16 protein-coding genes and 1 pseudogene are annotated in these 18,549 nt (G+C 42.2%); 3 read left to right on the top strand and 14 right to left on the bottom strand.

Annotation, left to right across the window (positions count from 1 at the left end; genetic code table 11):
- Positions 1-166 precede the first annotated feature (166 nt).
- Complete coding sequence (locus ACR5KR_RS00645; RefSeq protein WP_448265074.1) at positions 167-802, bottom strand: glutathione S-transferase family protein; 636 nt, start codon at positions 800-802, stop codon at positions 167-169.
- 238 nt (positions 803-1,040) lie between these two features.
- Between ACR5KR_RS00645 and ACR5KR_RS00640 the strand changes: the two genes are divergently transcribed.
- A complete protein-coding gene (locus ACR5KR_RS00640) occupies positions 1,041-2,576 on the top strand; it encodes a cobyrinate a,c-diamide synthase (RefSeq protein ID WP_448265073.1) in 1,536 nt (511 codons plus the stop codon).
- Positions 2,577-2,694: 118 nt separating this feature from the next.
- Here ACR5KR_RS00640 and ACR5KR_RS00635 read toward each other — a convergent pair whose 3' ends face one another.
- From ACR5KR_RS00635 to ACR5KR_RS00600, 8 genes and pseudogenes are all read right to left on the bottom strand, one after another.
- Positions 2,695-3,117: a tellurite resistance TerB family protein gene (locus tag ACR5KR_RS00635; RefSeq protein WP_289797368.1), complete on the bottom strand. Its 423-nt coding sequence runs from the start codon at positions 3,115-3,117 to the stop codon at positions 2,695-2,697.
- Between the two features lie 57 nt (positions 3,118-3,174).
- Positions 3,175-4,722: a 16S rRNA (cytosine(967)-C(5))-methyltransferase RsmB gene (gene rsmB, locus ACR5KR_RS00630; RefSeq protein WP_448265072.1), complete on the bottom strand. Its 1,548-nt coding sequence runs from the start codon at positions 4,720-4,722 to the stop codon at positions 3,175-3,177.
- 103 nt (positions 4,723-4,825) lie between these two features.
- The gene (locus ACR5KR_RS00625; RefSeq protein WP_448270036.1) at positions 4,826-6,277 is read right to left on the bottom strand and encodes a glycoside hydrolase 100 family protein; all 1,452 of its coding nucleotides are present in this window, start codon (positions 6,275-6,277) and stop codon (positions 4,826-4,828) included.
- 663 nt (positions 6,278-6,940) lie between these two features.
- Positions 6,941-7,624, bottom strand: a pseudogene (locus ACR5KR_RS00620) (Uma2 family endonuclease).
- A gap of 57 nt (positions 7,625-7,681) precedes the next feature.
- A complete protein-coding gene (locus tag ACR5KR_RS00615) occupies positions 7,682-9,421 on the bottom strand; it encodes a DnaJ domain-containing protein (RefSeq protein ID WP_448265071.1) in 1,740 nt (579 codons plus the stop codon).
- The gene (locus ACR5KR_RS00610) at positions 9,405-10,259 is read right to left on the bottom strand and encodes a PspA/IM30 family protein (protein WP_448265070.1); all 855 of its coding nucleotides are present in this window, start codon (positions 10,257-10,259) and stop codon (positions 9,405-9,407) included. Before ACR5KR_RS00610 ends, ACR5KR_RS00615 begins: the two co-directional genes overlap by 17 nt.
- Positions 10,260-10,510: 251 nt before the next feature.
- Entirely contained in the window at positions 10,511-10,765 is a 255-nt protein-coding gene (locus ACR5KR_RS00605) for a ParE family toxin-like protein (protein WP_448265069.1), read from the bottom strand.
- Entirely contained in the window at positions 10,765-10,965 is a 201-nt protein-coding gene (locus ACR5KR_RS00600) for a hypothetical protein (RefSeq protein ID WP_448265068.1), read from the bottom strand. The genes ACR5KR_RS00605 and ACR5KR_RS00600 overlap by 1 nt, the downstream gene beginning before the upstream one ends.
- Before the next feature lie 340 nt (positions 10,966-11,305).
- On the opposite strand from ACR5KR_RS00600, the gene ACR5KR_RS00595 reads away from it, so the two are divergent.
- A complete protein-coding gene (locus ACR5KR_RS00595; RefSeq protein WP_448265067.1) occupies positions 11,306-12,991 on the top strand; it encodes a SulP family inorganic anion transporter in 1,686 nt (561 codons plus the stop codon).
- A gap of 511 nt (positions 12,992-13,502) precedes the next feature.
- Here the strand turns inward: ACR5KR_RS00595 and ACR5KR_RS00590 are convergent.
- Both ACR5KR_RS00590 and ACR5KR_RS00585 read right to left on the bottom strand, forming a co-directional pair.
- The gene (locus tag ACR5KR_RS00590; RefSeq protein ID WP_448270034.1) at positions 13,503-14,162 is read right to left on the bottom strand and encodes a pentapeptide repeat-containing protein; all 660 of its coding nucleotides are present in this window, start codon (positions 14,160-14,162) and stop codon (positions 13,503-13,505) included.
- 244 nt (positions 14,163-14,406) lie between these two features.
- Complete coding sequence (locus tag ACR5KR_RS00585; protein WP_448265065.1) at positions 14,407-15,081, bottom strand: cadmium resistance transporter; 675 nt, start codon at positions 15,079-15,081, stop codon at positions 14,407-14,409.
- Positions 15,082-15,764: 683 nt separating this feature from the next.
- On the opposite strand from ACR5KR_RS00585, the gene ACR5KR_RS00580 reads away from it, so the two are divergent.
- The gene (locus ACR5KR_RS00580) at positions 15,765-16,205 is read left to right on the top strand and encodes a Crp/Fnr family transcriptional regulator (RefSeq protein WP_322696418.1); all 441 of its coding nucleotides are present in this window, start codon (positions 15,765-15,767) and stop codon (positions 16,203-16,205) included.
- A gap of 127 nt (positions 16,206-16,332) precedes the next feature.
- On the opposite strand, the gene psb35 is transcribed toward ACR5KR_RS00580, so the two are convergent.
- The 3 genes from psb35 to ACR5KR_RS00565 form a co-directional block, all read right to left on the bottom strand.
- Positions 16,333-16,560 carry a photosystem II assembly protein Psb35 gene (gene psb35 / locus ACR5KR_RS00575; protein ID WP_322674798.1) on the bottom strand — a complete coding sequence of 76 codons (228 nt, stop codon included), beginning with the start codon at positions 16,558-16,560 and terminating at the stop codon, positions 16,333-16,335.
- Between the two features lie 475 nt (positions 16,561-17,035).
- Positions 17,036-18,025: a D-alanine--D-alanine ligase family protein gene (locus ACR5KR_RS00570; RefSeq protein WP_448265064.1), complete on the bottom strand. Its 990-nt coding sequence runs from the start codon at positions 18,023-18,025 to the stop codon at positions 17,036-17,038.
- Between the two features lie 90 nt (positions 18,026-18,115).
- Complete coding sequence (locus ACR5KR_RS00565; RefSeq protein ID WP_445628224.1) at positions 18,116-18,502, bottom strand: SET domain-containing protein; 387 nt, start codon at positions 18,500-18,502, stop codon at positions 18,116-18,118.
- Positions 18,503-18,549: the final 47 nt, after the last annotated feature.

Raw genomic sequence — 18,549 nt, 5'->3', positions numbered from 1 at the left:
AACAGGTCAATGCATTGGCATAACAGGTCAATGCATTGGCATAACAGGTCAATGCATTGGCATAGCAGGTCGATGCATTAACATTACAGCTCAAGACGTGGGAAAGCTTTAGAAGACTTTTGTGTACACCGTAGCCTTGCTTGGGAGAGGGATTTATGCAAGAAGTCTATTGAAAGGATAACTCGTATTTACCTCCACGCTCCAAGGCGCGTTTGTAAGCAGGTCGTTCATGAATGCGCTCGACAAATTCTTTCAGCTTTGGCCGGTTCTCGACCTCTTCGGGGAGTGCAGCGATTACTTCTAGGGGAAAGCTCATTTGGATATCGGCGGCGGTAAATTCATTGCCTACAAACCACGTATTTTTACGGAGTTCGTCTTCTATGTAGTCAAAGTGAAGTTTGATCTGGGGCGCGACGAATCCGCTAACCGCGCTGCTGTCGCCTGCCCCGAAATTGTTCAATATCAGCCGCATCACCAACAGTGGCATTGCAGAACCTTCGGCGTAATGCAGCCAATACTTGTAGCGCAGATACTCTGGCGTACCGGATGCTGGCACTAACCGATTATTACCGTAGCGATCGACTAGGTATTCGATAATTGCACCCGATTCAGCAAGCGTCAAGTCTGCATCTGTGATTACTGGTGATTTGCCGAGGGGATGGACTTGGCGTAGCGACTCCGGTGCCATCATCGTTTTGGCATCGCGTTCATAGAATTTGATGTCGTATTCGATACCTAATTCTTCAAGCAGCCACAGCACCCGCTGCGATCGCGAGTTGTTAAGATGATGCACAATTATCATAAAACTTTCCTCTTTTGCTAGCTGATTATTATCCGATCTCGGCTAATCTCCAACTGTATTATTAAACAGACGTTTTCAACCTAACTCCCCTAATTGGGTAGTTTTCTAGTTTCTAATTGGTATAAGTTTGAGTTAGCTGGTTGGAGAAACTGGTGCATCTGCTTTTGCATAAAGCGACGATAGATGCACAGCCAATAGTCAAAATAGTTGCTGTATAAAAACCTAATTTGTTTCATTTATGGCTTTAGTCATTGCTGGGGAACGTAGTGGGGTGGGTAAGACAACAGTCACGCTCACCCTTTTAGCATCTTTACGCCGTCGCGATCGCTCGGTACAATCTTTTAAGGTGGGGCCAGACTACATCGATCCGATGTTTCATCAACACGTAACTGGTCGTGCTTGTCGCAATTTAGACCCAGTATTGACTTCTGAAGCCTACGTTCAGCAATGTTTTGCTCGTCATAGCCAACTGAGTGAATATGCCCTCGTGGAAGGGGTAATGGGGTTGTTTGATGGAATTGGGCATCGGGACAAGGGAAACAAGGGAAACAAGGGGACAAGGGGACAAGGGGACAAGGGGACAAGGGGACAAGGGGACAAGGGGACAAGGGGACAAGGGGACAAGGGGACAAGGGGACAAGGGGACAAGGAGAATAATCATGCCCAATGCTCAATGCCCCATGCCCAATCCCCCACTGATTTTGCGAGTACCGCACACATCGCACGGCTGTTAGATTTACCTGTGGTGTTGGTCATTGATTGCAGTCGTTTATCTGGTTCTGTAGCTGCGATCGCGCACGGCTATCGATCTTTTGATTCCCGAATTAAAATAGCTGGGGTGGTATTAAATCGCGTTGGGAGCGATCGCCATCTCTGTTTGCTCAAAGATTCCCTAGAACCCTTACAATTACCCATTCTCGGCGTAATGCGCCGTCAAGATAATATCACAATTCCCGATCGCCATTTGGGTTTAGTACCCACAGCCGAACTTCCCGAACTCAATGCTTTAATCGCTCGCCTCGCCGATTTAGGAGATACTTGCTTTGACTGGCAACGCTTATTACCTTTGTTAAAATCAGAACCCCTTTCTGGTTTTGCTTCATCTTGCTTATCTGCCTCATTCCCAGTTAGGATTGCAGTAGCCCGCGATCGCGCTTTTAATTTTTACTACCAAGACAATCTCGATTTGCTGCAACAACTTGGTGCAGAATTGGTTTTCTGGAGTCCTTTAGAAGATGCTGGTATACCAAAAGATATCCAGGGAATGTATTTTGGCGGTGGTTTCCCGGAAGTTTTTGCCCAGCAATTAGCAGAAAATTCTGGCGTTCGTGATGCAGTGAAAACGGCAATACTCAAAGGAATACCTACAATCGCCGAATGCGGAGGATTAATGTATTTGTGCGAGCAAATTATCGATTTTGAAGGTAAATCTTGGTCAATGGCGGGAGTGCTACCAACATCTGCTGTGATGGGTGGACGTTTAACTTTGGGTTATCGTCGTGCTGTCGCTTTGCAAGATAATTTGTTAGTTAAGGCAAATACAATTGTTTACGGACATGAGTTTCATCGTTCCCATTTAACCTTAACTCCCACTCAACCCCTATTTGAAACTTCCCGCTACGATTGTGACGAAAATATGGGATGCGAAGGATGGGGTTTACCTGCAAATATTCATGCTTCTTATGTTCATCAGCATTGGGGAGAAAGTAGAGAAATTCCCCAGCAGTTTCTTAAAGAATGTCTAAAAGTAGCATCTTCAACAACGTGGATTTAAGCCAACACAGTTCAGATAACCCCAAAACCCTCATGTAGAGACGCGATTTATCGCGTCTTACACAAAAAGGCAGTGAGATAATTCACCGCCTCCTCTTGGATTAACTTATAACTCGATGTTAGTTTTGGACTTCAACCCAACGGCGGTAAAGCTTTTGAATTTGTTTGAGAAGCGCAGTCGGAGCTGGTTGATTTGACTCATTCGGCTTCGCTATATCCTGCAATTGCGTCAGGAGTCTGGCTTCTTCGACGGCAACTTCACCATCGCTATAAATTAAGCCACTGATGGCTTCAATCAGATTTTCGCAATCTTCAAGACTGGGGCGATCGCCTAGATACTCCCGCACCCAGTCATAGCATTCTTTTGGCTGCACAGGAACTAATTCGTACAGCCAAGGCTTAATTTCTGGGTCGTTAGCTAAACCTTTGGCTTGAGCTATTTCGCGGAGATATTGCCGTTCTTCTGGCTGGATTCTGCCATCGATCCAGGCAGCTCCAATCAGGATTTTAACTAAGTTTTTCACATTGGAAGGGGAAACCATTGCTGCCTCCTCTGGTAGATTCAGGCCTCCACCAAATCGTACAATCCTAAACAGTATTCACTCGGAATTATTGGTTTTTCTTAAGCGCACCATAAAAAAACCATCTATGTCCTGTCGATGGGGCCAAAGTTTAAACCAACCTTGAGGCGTAATATCGGTAGAATCAGGTAACTCAACGCCAATAGGAGACTCAATTTGCCAATCAGGTGAATCAGCTAAAAATGCCGAAATCACTTGTTCATTTTCTGCCGGATGCAATGTACAGGTGGCATAAACTAATACACCATCAGGTTTGACAAAAGTTGATGTATGTGTCAACAATTCTCGTTGCAGCAGCGAAAGTTCTCGGACTGATTCTGGTGTCTGTCGCCAACGCGCATCAGCATGACGGTGCATAGTTCCCAAACCAGAACATGGAGCATCAAGTAATACGCGGTCTGCGGTGTTTTGAAATTGCTTGAAGTGGCGGCTGTCGCCAGTGTAAATTTGAATAGATTGTAAATTTAGCCGTTGAGAATTTTCTTGGAGTTTGCGAAGACGAGAAGCAGTGCGATCGCAAGCCCAAATTTTACCTTTATCTGCCATTAATTCAGCAATGTGGGTTGTTTTCCCCCCTGGTGCAGCACAAGCATCAATTACTACCTCACCTGGTTGGGGGTCGAGCAAATGACTTACCAATTGAGCGCTAGCATCTTGTACAGTCCACCAACCTTCTTTAAAACCCGGTAGTTTTTGAATTGACCCGGTATTACCAATAAATCGTAAAGCTTGGGGTAAATGAGGAATCCGTCTCACCAAAACACCAGCAGATTGCAAAGCCGCCTCAACTTCTTCGATGGAAGTGCGAAGTGGGTTGATGCGTAAGTCAATTGTTGGTGATTGGTTCATCCATTCACACAGTTGTTCTGTCTCAGTTAAACCCAGTTGTTCTAACCAAACTTGAACAATCCAGTCAGGAAAACTGTGTAAAATACCCAAGCGTTCCACCTGACTTTTCACATTCTTTGGAATTAACGCGAAACCTAACCCCCCAGCCCCCTTCCCTAGTAGGGAAGGGGGAGAATTCAAAGCCTCTCCCTTCTCTACTAGGGAAGGGGGAGAATTCAAAGCCTCTCCCCTTGTAGGGGAGAGGTTTGGAGAGAGGTTTTGCAGATCCGGTGAAAAGTCAGAGAATTCTACTGGATTTTCTGGAAGCTGTAACGGATCGCCCTTTATCTTCTCTGCAAGGCGGATGTATTGTCGTAATAAACCGTTAACAAAACCCGCCAGTCCAGAAAAACCGTTTTCTTTCGCGAGTTGGACTGTGGTATTAACAGCAGCTGAAGCAGGAATACGCTCTTGATAACGCAGTTGATAAAAGCCCAGATGTAAGATGGTGCGGAGGTCTGGTGGTTGTTGATGAGATTTCTTTTTAGCGAGTCGATCGATGAGAGTATCGAGGGTGCGCTGCCTTCTGACGCTCCCATAAACCAATTCTGTCACCAAGCGGCGATCGCAATCAGGCAAATTAACTTTTTGCAGCACTCTATCTAGGGCAACATCAGCATAAGCCCCCTTATGAACATCTCGTAGGGCGATAAAAGCTAATTGACGGGGGTTTGTCATGAAAACACGATTCAGGAGTCAGGAGGCTTTTGTATTCTAACTCCCAACTCCTAACTCCCAACTCCTAACTCCTAACTCCCAACTCGTAACTTTTAACTTCCCGTCAAGACATATACGGATCTACACTGGCAATTTCAAACTCACACGCTCTAGAAACCTGTTCTGCTGGCAATTTTCCAAAGCTGATTAATGGTAAAGAAGTGGGGTCTGCTATCAGTTCTTTTGCTAATAAGAACCCAGTGATTGTCCAAGTTTGATATTTCCTAGCTTGTTTTCCAATCAGTCGCCCTTTTTTGCCATCGTAATACTCTGGCCATTCATCTGTACTGAGGCGTCCTTGGGCAGTTTCAATCGCCTTTTGTGCGAGATTTGTTCTATTAGTTTTTACAGCCGCCGCTGCCAACATCCACATTAAAACTGGCCAACTACCAGCATTATGATAAGACCAGGGGATATTTTTGGGGTCACATCCAGTTACAATTCTGTATTCTTCATGTTCCAAAGCTGGGAAACAAATTTTCATTGGCATATCTCCCACCAAATCATCCCAGCGTTCCTCAATCAGAGTCATAATTGCTTGTGACTGTTCTTCGGTGGCTAAGTCTGAAATGATTGCCATTAAATTTCCCAGTGAAAAGAAGCGAGTATCTAGCTGCGACGGGCCAACATTACCTGCTAGATAACCACCTTTTCTTGGTAGCCACTTGTCCAATTCATAATAAGGAACAGAATCTACATATATGTTGAATAGATTAACAGCAGCTTTGCCATATTCTTCACTTTTGAAGCGATAAATTGCGTTCAGACGATTAATATCTATCCAATAATGCTGGCGAATATGAGCGCATAAAAGAGGCAAACGGTTATCAATGGCTTCAACAATATCAGAATTACCTTGACAAATTAGTAGTTCGCGAGATGCACGCAATGCCGTGTAAAAGAGGACTTGTAATTCTAAAGGATGCCCATAAATGCCCATACGACGGTCAATCATACAAGCGCCATCTGGAACCAATAGCGTTGGGTACATATCAAAACGATTCGCCAAACAGATTTCCATGATTAACCTGATACCATTTTGGAATTCAGGTTGATAGGCGAGAGAAAAATCATTTGTGGAGACTATATAAGCGCGCAATAAAATAATCCACCATAGGCAAGAATCTACAGGTGTAACTCTAGCGATCGCATGTTCGCCAAAGTCGGCTTCTAAATATTCTTGCCCATTTTCTGATACCACTTTAAAGCTAGCCGGGATTAATCCTCTTCCTGGCTTATAAGCATCTAATGCCCTTTCTTTAGGCTGTAACTTTAAAGTTTCTTCTAAGAAATTACGAACAATATCTGTTCTACCTTTAATCAGAAAAATTAGAGCTGAAGAGACAAAATCTCGAATAAAGCACTGATCGTAATTGAGTGCCTCTACAGAAACATCATAAGCGGCTACTGTCCCAACAGGGCGACCTTGATAATAGAGAATTGATTTTTCTAGTGCTAGCCATGCTTCTTCCACTTCTTTTAAATTTTCAGTAGTTTCCAATTCGTTTAAGTGCATTGCCAAAATAACTCCATAAGTATTGTGAATTTGTGGTAGATGGTCTTCATTTATTATTTTTGCTCTTCTCAGCATAACAAAAAATATTCTTTGAATAGCAAAAATAATTGAGCAAAAAATAATCAACTAACAAGGAATAAAATTACTGACCTTTTTGCAACTTTATTGTTAGTTAATTGCTTGTAATCTATTACTGTTTTGGTGAATTATAGCTGTTGTTTTCCACCGCAAATAGTAAGATAATTCCTAAAAACAGTCACATAAGATATACTTTTAGATTATTTATTGTTCTGTTGTCTGTTCAGAATCTTTGCTTTACCAAACAAAAACATATCTTTAGTGCTGTTTATGAGTTGTGTGAAGTTAAAACTGGTTGCAGTATATTTACTTGAGCAAGATTAGTTTTTGACATTAAGAAGTCGATTATTCCCCTATTATCTAATAATTTATAACGTTTTTTCTGAATATGCAAGATGAAGGCTAGAAAATTTTAATATGTCAATACTTCTCAAGGGTTAAATATCTTACCCTACTGACAGATGAAACTGGGAGTTTATGGAAGTATGGCTAAAAACAATGAAGAGTACTGAGTCGAAAGACCACTCACAATAGATGGGTATGTAGCAAGTATATAAGTACGGAGTATTAGCAAAGTGATGTTCTTTACTGTTCTCCCGAAGCAGCCTTAAACACTTGTTCGGCAGTTAGATTTAGCTCAGTTAAAGTTGGTGATTGAATGCGATCGTTACCACAAAACTGAGTTACTTGGTACTCGCCTTCCACTAATGTATAAACTGATATTGTCGGTTGCTTGGGATTGCCGATAAACCGTTTTCCACCAAGAGCAGCATAGTCAACAATCCAATATTCTGAAATCCCAATTTCTTCTCTTCTCTACGAGAGGCTGCGCCCTAGCGTAGCTATGCCGCAGGCTTTACGAGACGCTACGCGAACATATTCAGCGAATTTGAGAAAGTAATCATCTCGCCAATTTGTACTCACAACTTCTACTACCAATGGAATTGATGCGGCTTGAGTAACTGTTGATGATTTTTTCCAAAGTGGTTCATTAATTAAGTTAGGGATATTCAATACCAGCACATCTGGAATATAACCAAATTTTTGATCGACAGATTTGATTAATGCTTGAGCAGGAATCGAATAAGCTAGATTAAATCCCCGAATTTCAAAATTGAGTTCTCTAATTAGAAATGCTCTGACTAACTCATGTTCCCCTGTCGGCTGCATTTAAACTATTATTCTTTTATGTAATTCATATCTGCCATTCTCCGGTTTCCATTCGACAAATTCTTCAAAATTTATGGCTTCGACTAAATTTTGAACCATAAGACTATTTCCTCAGATATTATTCATATTTTGATTAGCATCGATAAACTACTAACTTTATGTTACCTGCTGCTGAAATTCTTTATAAGCTCGATTAATTGCTTGCATTGAGGCTTTGGCAATTGTAGAACTATTAACATCAGGATGATACAATCTTGCTAATCGACGGTAGGCAAGTTTAACAACATTGGGGCGATCGCTCTGATTTACGCCCAAGACTTCCCACCATTCCCCAGATAATTCAGAGTCGAGAGTAAATTGACTCCAAATCTTGATGCTTCCGCCATTACCGCCACTTACCAGCGTTTTAGCATCAGGGCTGAAAGCAACGGGATTACACCCAAAAAGATTTTGTAGTAGTTCCCTAGTGGGGAGCTTCCAAAGTTTGATTGTACCGTCTCTGCTGGCACTGGCGAGGGTTTTTCCATCGGGGCTGATGGCAACAGACAAAACCGCCGTTGAGTGTCCAGTCAAAGTAGAAATTAATTCTCCAGTTTGGAGATTCCACAGCTTAATTGTAGTGTCTGTGCTACCACTAATAAGAGTTTGACTATTAGGACTGATAGCAACTGTATTCACCGCTCCCAAATGTTCAGTGAGAATATAGCGTTGTTCCCAAGTTTTGACATCCCAAAGCCTAATAGTTTTATCGGCGCTACCACTTGCAAGGATTTTACCATCGGGACTCATGGTGACAGACAAAACTGCGTCTGAGTGTCCATTCAAAGTGCGTTTTACTGTTCCCGTGTAGCGTCCCCAAATTCTAATCGTCTTATCGGCAGCACCACTAGCAAGAATTGCCCCATCCGGACTGTAGGCAATCGAGTTAACAAAACCATTATGACTATAAGCAGAGTTTAAATAAAAGAATGTCTGGAGAAATTTTTTTGTGTCTATCTGCCAACTGCTGATTTTGCGATCGACACTACCACTTGCAATCTGCTGTCCATCAGGACTGATCGCAACAGATAAAACTGCCTCTGCTTGTCCAGAGAATGTGTACAGCCATTTTCCGGTTTTCAAGTTCCACAAATTAACTTGTCTGTCATCACTGCCACTAATTAAGGTAGTACCATCAGGACTGATTGCGATCGCATTAACTGCCGCTAAGTGTCCTTTGAGTGTGCGTAAACATTTCCAAGTTTCAGGTAGCTGGGTTGTCGGAGATATTTTTTCTGCTTCAATATTGGGAGTAGAAGCTTTAGGCGTAGCAAATTCTGATTTTTTCTTTAATTCAGTCTTAAGTGCTTGTAACTCATCTTCAATTTCCAAAACAGCAAATTTTTGGTTGAGATCGTCACCCGATAAAAATGCTTCTAATTCCATCACTGCTTCGGAATAGTAGCCCATCTGTAAAACTTTCTCTTCCATCCGCGCAAAAAGCTGTGCTGGAGTTTCGCTAATTTCCGATTCATCTAAAAGTTTGGCAATACCATAGGCGGCGAGTCCGACTACTGCACCAATTCCTGCCATCGGTGCTGCACCAATCCCAAATGCTAGCCCTACTTTCGGTGCAACTAAACCCATACCACCGACGACGCTATAAACACCAGCACTGCCGACTGCGCCAATTCCCATTGTAGCGAAGGCAGCTGCATCTCCCTGTGCTATGGCTTTAAAAGCGCCATAAGCAGCTGCACCAGCCACAGCGCCAGCACCGACTACAGGAGTTGCACCAATTCCAACAGCGCCAAATCCGCCTGCTAGTCCCATCCCGCCTACAGTTGCGGAAACACCAACACCTGTTATAGTTCCGCCTGCAATAAATGCTGCGCCTGTTTTAGAGTTTTGTGTCATTGCCTAATGTTTTCTTGAAATTTTCTAGGGCAATCAGGTTTTTTCCAAGTAGAATTACTGTTGCTTCGTGCTGCTGAAGCTGAGTTTGAAGAGTAAGCACAATTTTACTGTGAACTATTTTACTGAGTATGGCTTCAAGGGCTAGATTATCATCATGATTTTTAAGAGCTATATAAGCTTTATCCTTCCAATATTTAGCTTCTTCTTGAGCTTTTTCATAAATTTCTTGAATGCATTCTTGATTCAAGATAGCACTTTGTATCGCTTCTTTTGTTTCACCAATAGCTTCTAATAAAATTACTTTACTGTCTTTTTTATCTATAGCAATATTTTGAGGTTTACGTGGCAGCAACATTTGTTTCTTAAGTTGCTGTAATTCTTCATCAACATCTTCAGAATTGATGAATACGTGTGAAACCTCTTGTGCATAAGGTTGTATCTCTAAAAATTTATTTTTTATAGACTCAAAATCGCTAATACTACCATTTATTTGAGGCTTGCTGCATAATACTTCTTTCTCTGCTTCTGAAACCTTTTGATCCCAAGATGCCAAACTACTTTGAATTGCATCTACTTGTATTTGTTGCTCCTTTACCAAGGTTTTTAGCCTACCAGCAATTGCTTGATATCGTTCCTTTTGAAATTTTGCTTGACTAATTAAATCCTGATTACTTCCTTGCACAGCAAGCTGATATTCTTGTTCCCATTTATCAGCTTCGGCTTGAGCTTTTGCATAGTCTTGTTGAGCAATTTCTTGGGCTACTCTGGAGTGGCTTGCTCCTTCGCGTAATTTTCGTAGCGCATCCTGTGATAATTGATTTTGGTCGTAAAGTCCCATAAATTTATCTGAGTAGGCTTATGACTCAGAGCGTAGACTGATTAATACTGTTGCGTCCTCGTAAAAATTACTTAAGCCTTGACTTTTGCTTTTAATGCTACTTCAGGAAAGTCTCAGTACAATATTTAATTAATTCTTAGCGAAATAAATTAGGCAAAACTCTGCGTTACTTTGCGTTTACTTGAAGTCCCTCTGTGTTTAAAAATATGATTATTTTACGCATTCATTACCAAATAAGCGGATCGCTGTAACTACATATCAATAAGCTTGTTGTACTCTGCGTGAGTCCCGATCCAAAACCACAAAATACCATCCTTAACTTCTACACCCAATGCCCTATAGTTTCGCCCTGCGCGGACTGACCAGTATTTACCAACCTTCTTAAAATGCAATGATGGATGGGAGGGATCAGACTTGAGTAGTTCGTAACACAGATCGGCTATTTGCTGAACCTCTTCAGGCAGAACATTGTAACGTTCCCAAAATCGACGAGTTGTGTAATGCATCAAATTGTTCGATAGTTCCCTGCCTCGAACTCAGCAATCGCTTCTTGTGCAAAAGCTTCCAGTTTGCCATCAGCAATGTCTTTCTCCAATTGTTCATCCCACCGTTGATTGTCTAAATCAGCAAACCATTGAATGAGCTTTTCATACTCGTTGGGTGGCAGTTGAAGAATCGCAGACTCAATTTGCTCAAGCGTCAGCATAAGGATACATCACCTTTACTCCAAGCAAATTATAGCTTTCTCGACTAATGATCTCGACCGTGCTTGTATGCTTTGCATCCCGATCTTAAATTCGCCTGTGTTTCGATTAAGGTATCTCTGTAACTGAGACTTTAGGTAGCGATCGCACACCATGCATTACACACTATACCCAATATGTCAAGCAAACCTGCGCTTTTATTAATCAGCAAATAGGCGAACTTGAACCAAAACCCATACACAATTGCGGGATTTTCGACAACCCTGATGAAATCTACCGAAAAGATGGAATAACATTTGTGTGTGCTTCAACAAATTGTGTATAAGAATTGAAAATGACGATATGGCAACATCTAATATCTTCAAAGAACCACAGCTTTTACGTCTGAATCGCTTGTTTGGTGGACTGCGTGGCGACTTTACGGGAGGACTAACAGCAGCAGTGGTAGCATTGCCTTTAGCTTTAGCCTTTGCGGTAGCCAGTGGTGTGGAACCAAAGGCGGGACTTTACACCGCGATTGTGGCGGGAATTGTCGCCGCAATTTTTGGTGGTTCGTCAGTACAGATTACAGGCCCAACAGGTGCAATGGCTGTAGTTTTGGTGGGAATTGTCGCCAAGTACGGGCTAGAGAAAGTTTGGATTGCTGGGGTGATGGCTGGAATTATCCAAATTGCCTTGGGGGTTGCCAAACTTGGACAGTTAGTAAAGTTTATTCCTTATCCGGTAACGGCAGGTTTTACTAATGGTATTGCCGTGATTATTTTTTGTGGTCAGTTAAATAATTTCTTTGGTTTAAAATTACCGCGTAGCGAACATTTTTTACCGGGACTTTGGCAAAGTCTAACTCATGTAGAAGCTTTAAATTGGGCAGCAGTTGCCTTGGCAGTTGTAGTGATTGCCACCAATCTTTTGTGGCCGAGGATTAATACAACAATACCAGGTTCTTTAGTAGGACTGGTGTTAGCAACAGCGATCGCTTCTGCTTTCCATCTGAATGTACCAACAATAGGCACGATTCCTCAATCTTTACCGATGCCTCAAGGTATTCCCCACTGGAATGATTTTAGCCTGATTCGGGAACTAATTAATCCGGCTTTGGCTTTAGCTGCACTGGGAAGTATTGAATCTTTACTATCGGCGGTGGTGGCTGATGGGATGACAGTCAGCGAGAAACATAATAGCGATCGCGAATTAATTGGTCAAGGTTTGGCTAATATGATTGTGCCATTTTTTGGTGGTATTCCTGCCACAGGTGCGATCGCTCGAACTGCTGTGAATGTCCGTTCTGGCGGCAAAACCCGACTCTCTGGGGTAATTCACGGTGTTGCCTTAGCCATCATCGTTTTAACTTTAGCACCCCTAGCAGCACAGATACCTTTAGCAGCACTGGCTGGGATTCTGATGGTAGTTAGCCTGCGGATGGTTGAGTGGGAAGCCATTGGTTTATTAATGCGTGCTACCTACTCAGATTTTGCTGTAATGATTCTCACCTGGCTAGTGACAATATTGTTTGACTTAGTTCTCGCTGTCGAAGTGGGATTGATTGCAGCCGGAGCCTTGTTCATCAAACGGATGAGCGAATTGAGCCTAGCCAAAATACCTGAAACCGAAGTATTTCCCCCCGGTACTCCTTTGGAATTAGGTAAAGAAATTGCCGTTTATCGGGTAGATGGCCCTGTATTTTTTGGTGCTGCTGAACGGTTTGCTACTTTCCTCCGCGATGAACCAGAAGTGAAATATTTAATTCTGCGGTTGCGATTTGTACCAAATATGGACACAACTGGATTAGTAGCCTTAGAAGATATTTATCATGACTTGGAACGGCACAATTGCCGCTTAATTCTCACAGGTTTACAACCTGAAGTCCAACAACTACTAGAACGTACAGGATTGTTAAATACAATTGGGTTGTCAAATTGTTTTGAAACAACCACAGAGGCAATTTGCTCTATTTCTCCTCAGATTGCATGTTCTCAACCTGTAGCAGCCGATTTGAAAACAAAAGAATTACTGGAATTAATTGACTGAAAATATTTTGCCATTCAGAGAATGTTTGAAAAGTCACAAAATATCCTAGAAAGCCCTCTCGAAACCTCTTTCCTTCTGAGAAAAGGGTTTGATGTTACCAAAAAAACTTTTTAAACATCCTCTCTATTTCTCCTCTCTCTGCGTTCTCTGCGTCTCTGTACTAACCAACGGCAAGCCCCTTTGCATCTACATTAGACCTCTTGCAAAAGTAACTTTTGCAAGAGGCGGGAAAAGGGGAAAGGTTAAAGGGGAAAGGTTTTTTATCGTAAGTTCAAGGGTTTAAATCCCCGTCTGAAATGTCTTTAATTTTGAATTTTGAATACTTCGACAAGCTCAGTACAAGTTTTAAATTTTGAATTGTTAATCCTTTTCCCTTTCCCCCAAACCCAATTCCCTACAAATGCCAAGAAGTCTATTTATTACGAATTACGAATTAATTAAAGCCTGTATTCATTGCTGAATCAGGCTTTTGATATTTTTTATTCAACTCGCACGGAGAACTTCAGTTTAATTACCGAATCGCAAATCCTTCCGGTCTGATTGCATCTTCCAAATCAACGCCCATCAGGTTAGCTCCCTGGATGTTTGCATTTGTCAGATTTGTCTTCTCAAAGTCTGCGTTTTGTAGGTTAGCGGTTTGCAGGTTTGCTCCCAGTAGGTTGGCTTTCTCTAAGTCTGCATCAAATAGGTTTGCTCCCGCCAGGTTTGCTCCCCAAAGGTTTACCTTGCCTAAATCTGCTCCTTGAAAGTTAGCCCCTTGTAAGTTTGTTTGCTGCAAGTTAGCTCTTTCTAAGTCTGCATTTTGTAAGTTAGCACCTTCCAAGTTTGCTGCTTGCAGGTTTACATCCTTTAAGATTGCTCCAGCAAGGTTACAACCGACACATTCATTGGTTTGTAATAAATGTCTAACGTTATCTGCTACAGACACTATTGGCGGTACAATCGGAGATATTACTGGTGGTGTTACAGGCTCCATTGGTGATACAGCTGGTGCTGTTACAGGCTCCATTGGTGATTCAACTGGAGCTAGTTCAGATTCCGTAGGTATGGATGGAGCTAGTGTTTGTGCTCTAGCGCTGGGCTGGATAAGTAAAGTAAATCCCGCTACAACTACCAGAAACACTGCTTTTACGAGCCACTGAGTTAATTTTTTAGAGTTGGATTGATTCATTGGGAACTTCATAATCTGATTCCTATTGGTGGGCTTGCTTTTATAAGAGCCATCGATAATGTGCTTTATTCTCACTTTAGATAAGTTGAATGATAAGAGCAAATATTATTGTTATTCATATTGATAAATTCAAGTGATTAAAAAATCTTTTTGGATGGGAAACGATCGCTGATTTGTTTGCTGACATCATCAAGAATTGCGATCGCGTGGAGCGTCCACTCAAGGGGAAGCGATCGCCTGATACCTAATTCCCAAGCATTGCCAGACTAGGTAAAAGACGATATGTTTCACTTTTAATTAAGATAGACAGTCCCAAGTAAATTAAGATAAAGGGGAAGATTTTGCGACCATAGCGAGTTAAAACGGGAGTCATCAGAGGATTACGAGTCAAGTTGTAAGAGAGTAAACACCACATCCCAACACTGCAATAACAAACACACAGAATTACGCCCAAACTTGGAAGATTGCTACTAGCAAATAACGGTACATAAATTCCAATGTTATTTCCTCCATTGGCAATGGTGACAGCAGAAACACGGTAAGTTTGAGGATCGCGGATGGTTGCTAATAGTGATTTCTTCTGGCGTCCAGATTTTACCGGAGAGTTTAAGTCAACTGACACCGCTTGCACTGTCTCTCCTTCCTCTTCGCGACTGATGAGATTACTGATACCAATGACGACGGGAAGCAAACCTAGCAAACCAATCCAGGTGGTTGGAATAATCAGACCGCCAAAGAAACCAGGGAGACTAGCAAACACTAAGGTAGTAAATCCCAGGAATTCACCGATAACAATATGCTTAGGACGAAAATTACGATTGACTTTCCCGAAAAAAGCTGTCAAATATAAGTTGTCATCAAAGGTAGTTGCAAAAGCGGCAGAAATTCCAATCAATAATGTACTAATTAGCCAAGCCATAATTGTTGCTCACAGTAATTCTAATGCTGTTTGTCTTAATCCTCTCTGCTTCTCGATGTGAGGGCAGGTTAGGAGATTTTGTGACTGTTTTTCTAACGACAACCGAGCGATATTCGTTATTTATCAGCCAATGACCCAATTTTTAGAGGCATTGCCTCCAATCAAATTGGTGATTTTTTTCTCAGCAAGGTACCTTGGGAGCTCATGAAGTCAATATTATGGCTTGCAGCCAAATAAGAGCAAATACTCTTGTTTTTTAAAATGATAAATAAAAGTGATTGACAAAATTACTAGATGTTTCGGGCTTTGTACCCATTGACACTCATGAGAGAAAAACGGAAAGAAAAACCTCTAATACCAATTTGAAAAATGATTGCGACAGATGGATTCACATCAAGCCAGACGTACCAAGGCAATTCCCAATCCAAAATCCAAAATCTAAAATGGTATAACCTTTTCCCTAAACTAAATCTGAGTTCAAAATGCACAAAACGAGTAGTATTGAATACTGAGCTATTGTTTGAGAAACTTCTATGCAATCGCTCTGATTGAAGAGAACCCTTGTCAGATGATAAAGGCTCGGATATCCTTGACGGCTAGCATTCAACATCGGTAATATGACTAATCGCCCTCTGACTTCAGTTTTGAGATGTTCAGTAATGTTGAATTTTTAACTTGTAATTATGCTAACCAGTGTTGACCGTTTATTATTTGTCCGGCGAGTCCCGATTTTTAAGGAATTGCGGGATGATTTTATTGTGCGGCTCACTTCAGTGATGAACGAATTGTCATTCCCAGCTAATTACACCATCTTTCGACAAGGAGAAGAAGGGCGATCGCTCTATATTGTCGTCTCCGGTCGAGTTAAAGTTCACATTGGGAATAAACAGTTGGCAGAGGTGGAACAGGGAAAATATTTTGGTGAGATGGCAGTATTCGATACTCAACCTCGATCTGCCACTGCCACGACTCTAGAACCTTGTGAATTTTTAGAACTGACGCAAGAGCAACTATATGATGCGATCGAAGAAACTCCCGAAATTGCGGTGAATATCATTCGTGAGTTATCCCGTTTGATTCGCAGATTGAACGACGATATGAATGTAAGCTCTTTGCGGAGTTAATAGGCAAATGTAGAGATGTAGCACTGCTACGTCTCTACAAGGCTTCTGAATAATCTAAAAATGTGGTTCAAAATAAATGAAAACTGCTGTAAGTTTGATTATTAAACTCAGCACTCATCACTGCTTATTATTTAGGTTCACCCACACCCGGAGTTTCTTCTTTATCAACTTTAGGCACAAAATCAGGACGTTCTTTGCTTTCCCAACCTGCGGGGCGTTTCGAGTTGTACCAAGCTATTGAGCCAATGGTGACAGCAGCAACAAAACCAACGACATACACCAAGGTAAAAGCAACAGGAAAATGAGGGGCAGCATCTATAGCTGGTGCTGCTGTTTGCATAAATAATAAATTCATGAGTATATTCTCCACAGTCAGGTAACACTATTGAACACCCTATAAGATGAGCGTATCACCTAACATCCCTCTGTAGTTTAGTTTGAGCAACTTCATATTGCATAAAAAAGGCAGAGGGGAGGGGGAAGTCGCTGATAGGTGTAGGCAATGCTTTTCGGTTAAGGGGGAAAGGGGAAAGGGAAAGGGTTTGAATTTACCTTTTCCCCTTTGCCCTTTAACCTTTTCCCAGACCAAAAGAGAGATTGTTAGGCTTATCCGAAAAGTATTGCAGGTGTAGGTTTGTTGCACCTAGTGGTCTGCCAACCCAAAAATGCGCTTGTGAGGGCTGGGGAAAGGCGAAAGGGAATTCATGGTAAGGGATTTCCGCGTTCCCCCGCCCCTTATCCCTAGAGCGAACCCACCTTCCCCTTTTTCTTGCCAAGTTCACGAGAGCGAACTACTAGTTGTACCTGTCAGCCTTTCCCCTGCCTTTTGTTCAACATTTATATCTTTGCCATGCAGACTCGACTATTTCAGCAATGATTTCTGTATATGTCATACCACCCAAACGTCCTATCATTGGCAAGTCTGAGCGGATATGATGTAGCCCTGGCAATGGGTTAACCTCCATAAACTGCAACACACCGCTAGGATCGCAGCGTAGATCCACGCGGGCAGCATCACGGCAACCAAGAGTATGGTAAGCATCCAGCGCCAGTTGCCTTGCCTGTGCTGCTAGTGGTTCGGGATCTATGAGCAAACGATAAGATACCCGTTCCAAATACTCATCTTTATTGAGGGTGGTGTAGGCAAAAGCTTCCACTTGGCCTGTAAAAATTACTTCCATCACACCTACTACCCGTGAGTTGCTACCGTTGCCAATAATGCCTACTGTTACTTCTCTACCAGGAAGAAAGGTTTCCACGAGTATTGGTTGCTCAAAAAGTTCGTGTAACACTTGATAAGCATTTACTAGCTCCTGATGTTCTTTGACAAGAGAACGCCCAGTTACTCCTTTAGAACTGCCTTCCGCCATAGGCTTAAGGAAAAGTGGCATTGGCAGCGACACAGCCGTTGCCTCTGCGGTAGTATTCACGATTTGAAAGGGGGCTGTCGGCAAACCGCGATCGCGCACTACTCTCTTAGTTAGTGCCTTGTCTAACGTCAGGGCGCAGGTAAGCGGATCGGAAAAGGTGTAAGCTTGAGCGAATAATTCGCAGATTGCCGGGACTTGAGCTTCGCGAGAACGACCCTTTAAACCCTCAGCAATATTGAAAACCAGATCCCAGCGATCGCCTTTTGCCAAACGCCGAGCAAGTTCTTTACCATTACCGACACGTTCAACCTGATGACCTAACTGCAATAGTGCAGTTTCCAGCCCGATGATGGTTTCTTCATCGTCGAACTCCATCACCTCAGAAGCATTGAAACCAGCCTGAAGGTAATCTGCCTTCAGGTCATAACACAGACCAATGAATAACCCCATAGCCCGATAATTCCCAGTGAGAAAGCTTTCTCTGTTAGCTTTAACGTACAAATCAAATATCTTAATTAAGGAATTCCGATTATTAAATCCTTAATTAAGTGAAAATATCTCATCAACAACATCAAACCATATAGGAGATTTATCATCAGGAGAACCGTTGTAGTTAGCAGTAATTTCTTCTCCCACTTCTATATCTCGGTAAGCAATCAGATCCAACTCTCGGTCTGCGAATTTTTTCACATAATAAGTATTGGGATTGTAGGAATGGTTGATTAAGGAAGATAAACCTAGAGCGATCGCCGCAGCTTTATCTTCCCAATCGTAGTAATAGTTGCCCAAAATTGTTTTATCTAGGAATTCAACCTGTTCTGCGGGTATAACCACAACTGGCACTCTCTCAATGAGTTCTCCTTTCAAAAAGTGCTTCTGTGCGAAGACACCTCGACCTTTTAGGTTTGTATTACCAACAATCAACATTCCAACTAATCTCCTGCAATTACTTAGTTTTTTGGTTTGCCAAGAAC

Source organism: Nostoc sp. DSM 114159, from assembly GCF_053470285.1.
Note: the sequence above shows the minus strand (reverse complement) of the source record. Positions and strands in the feature narration are given on the sequence as shown.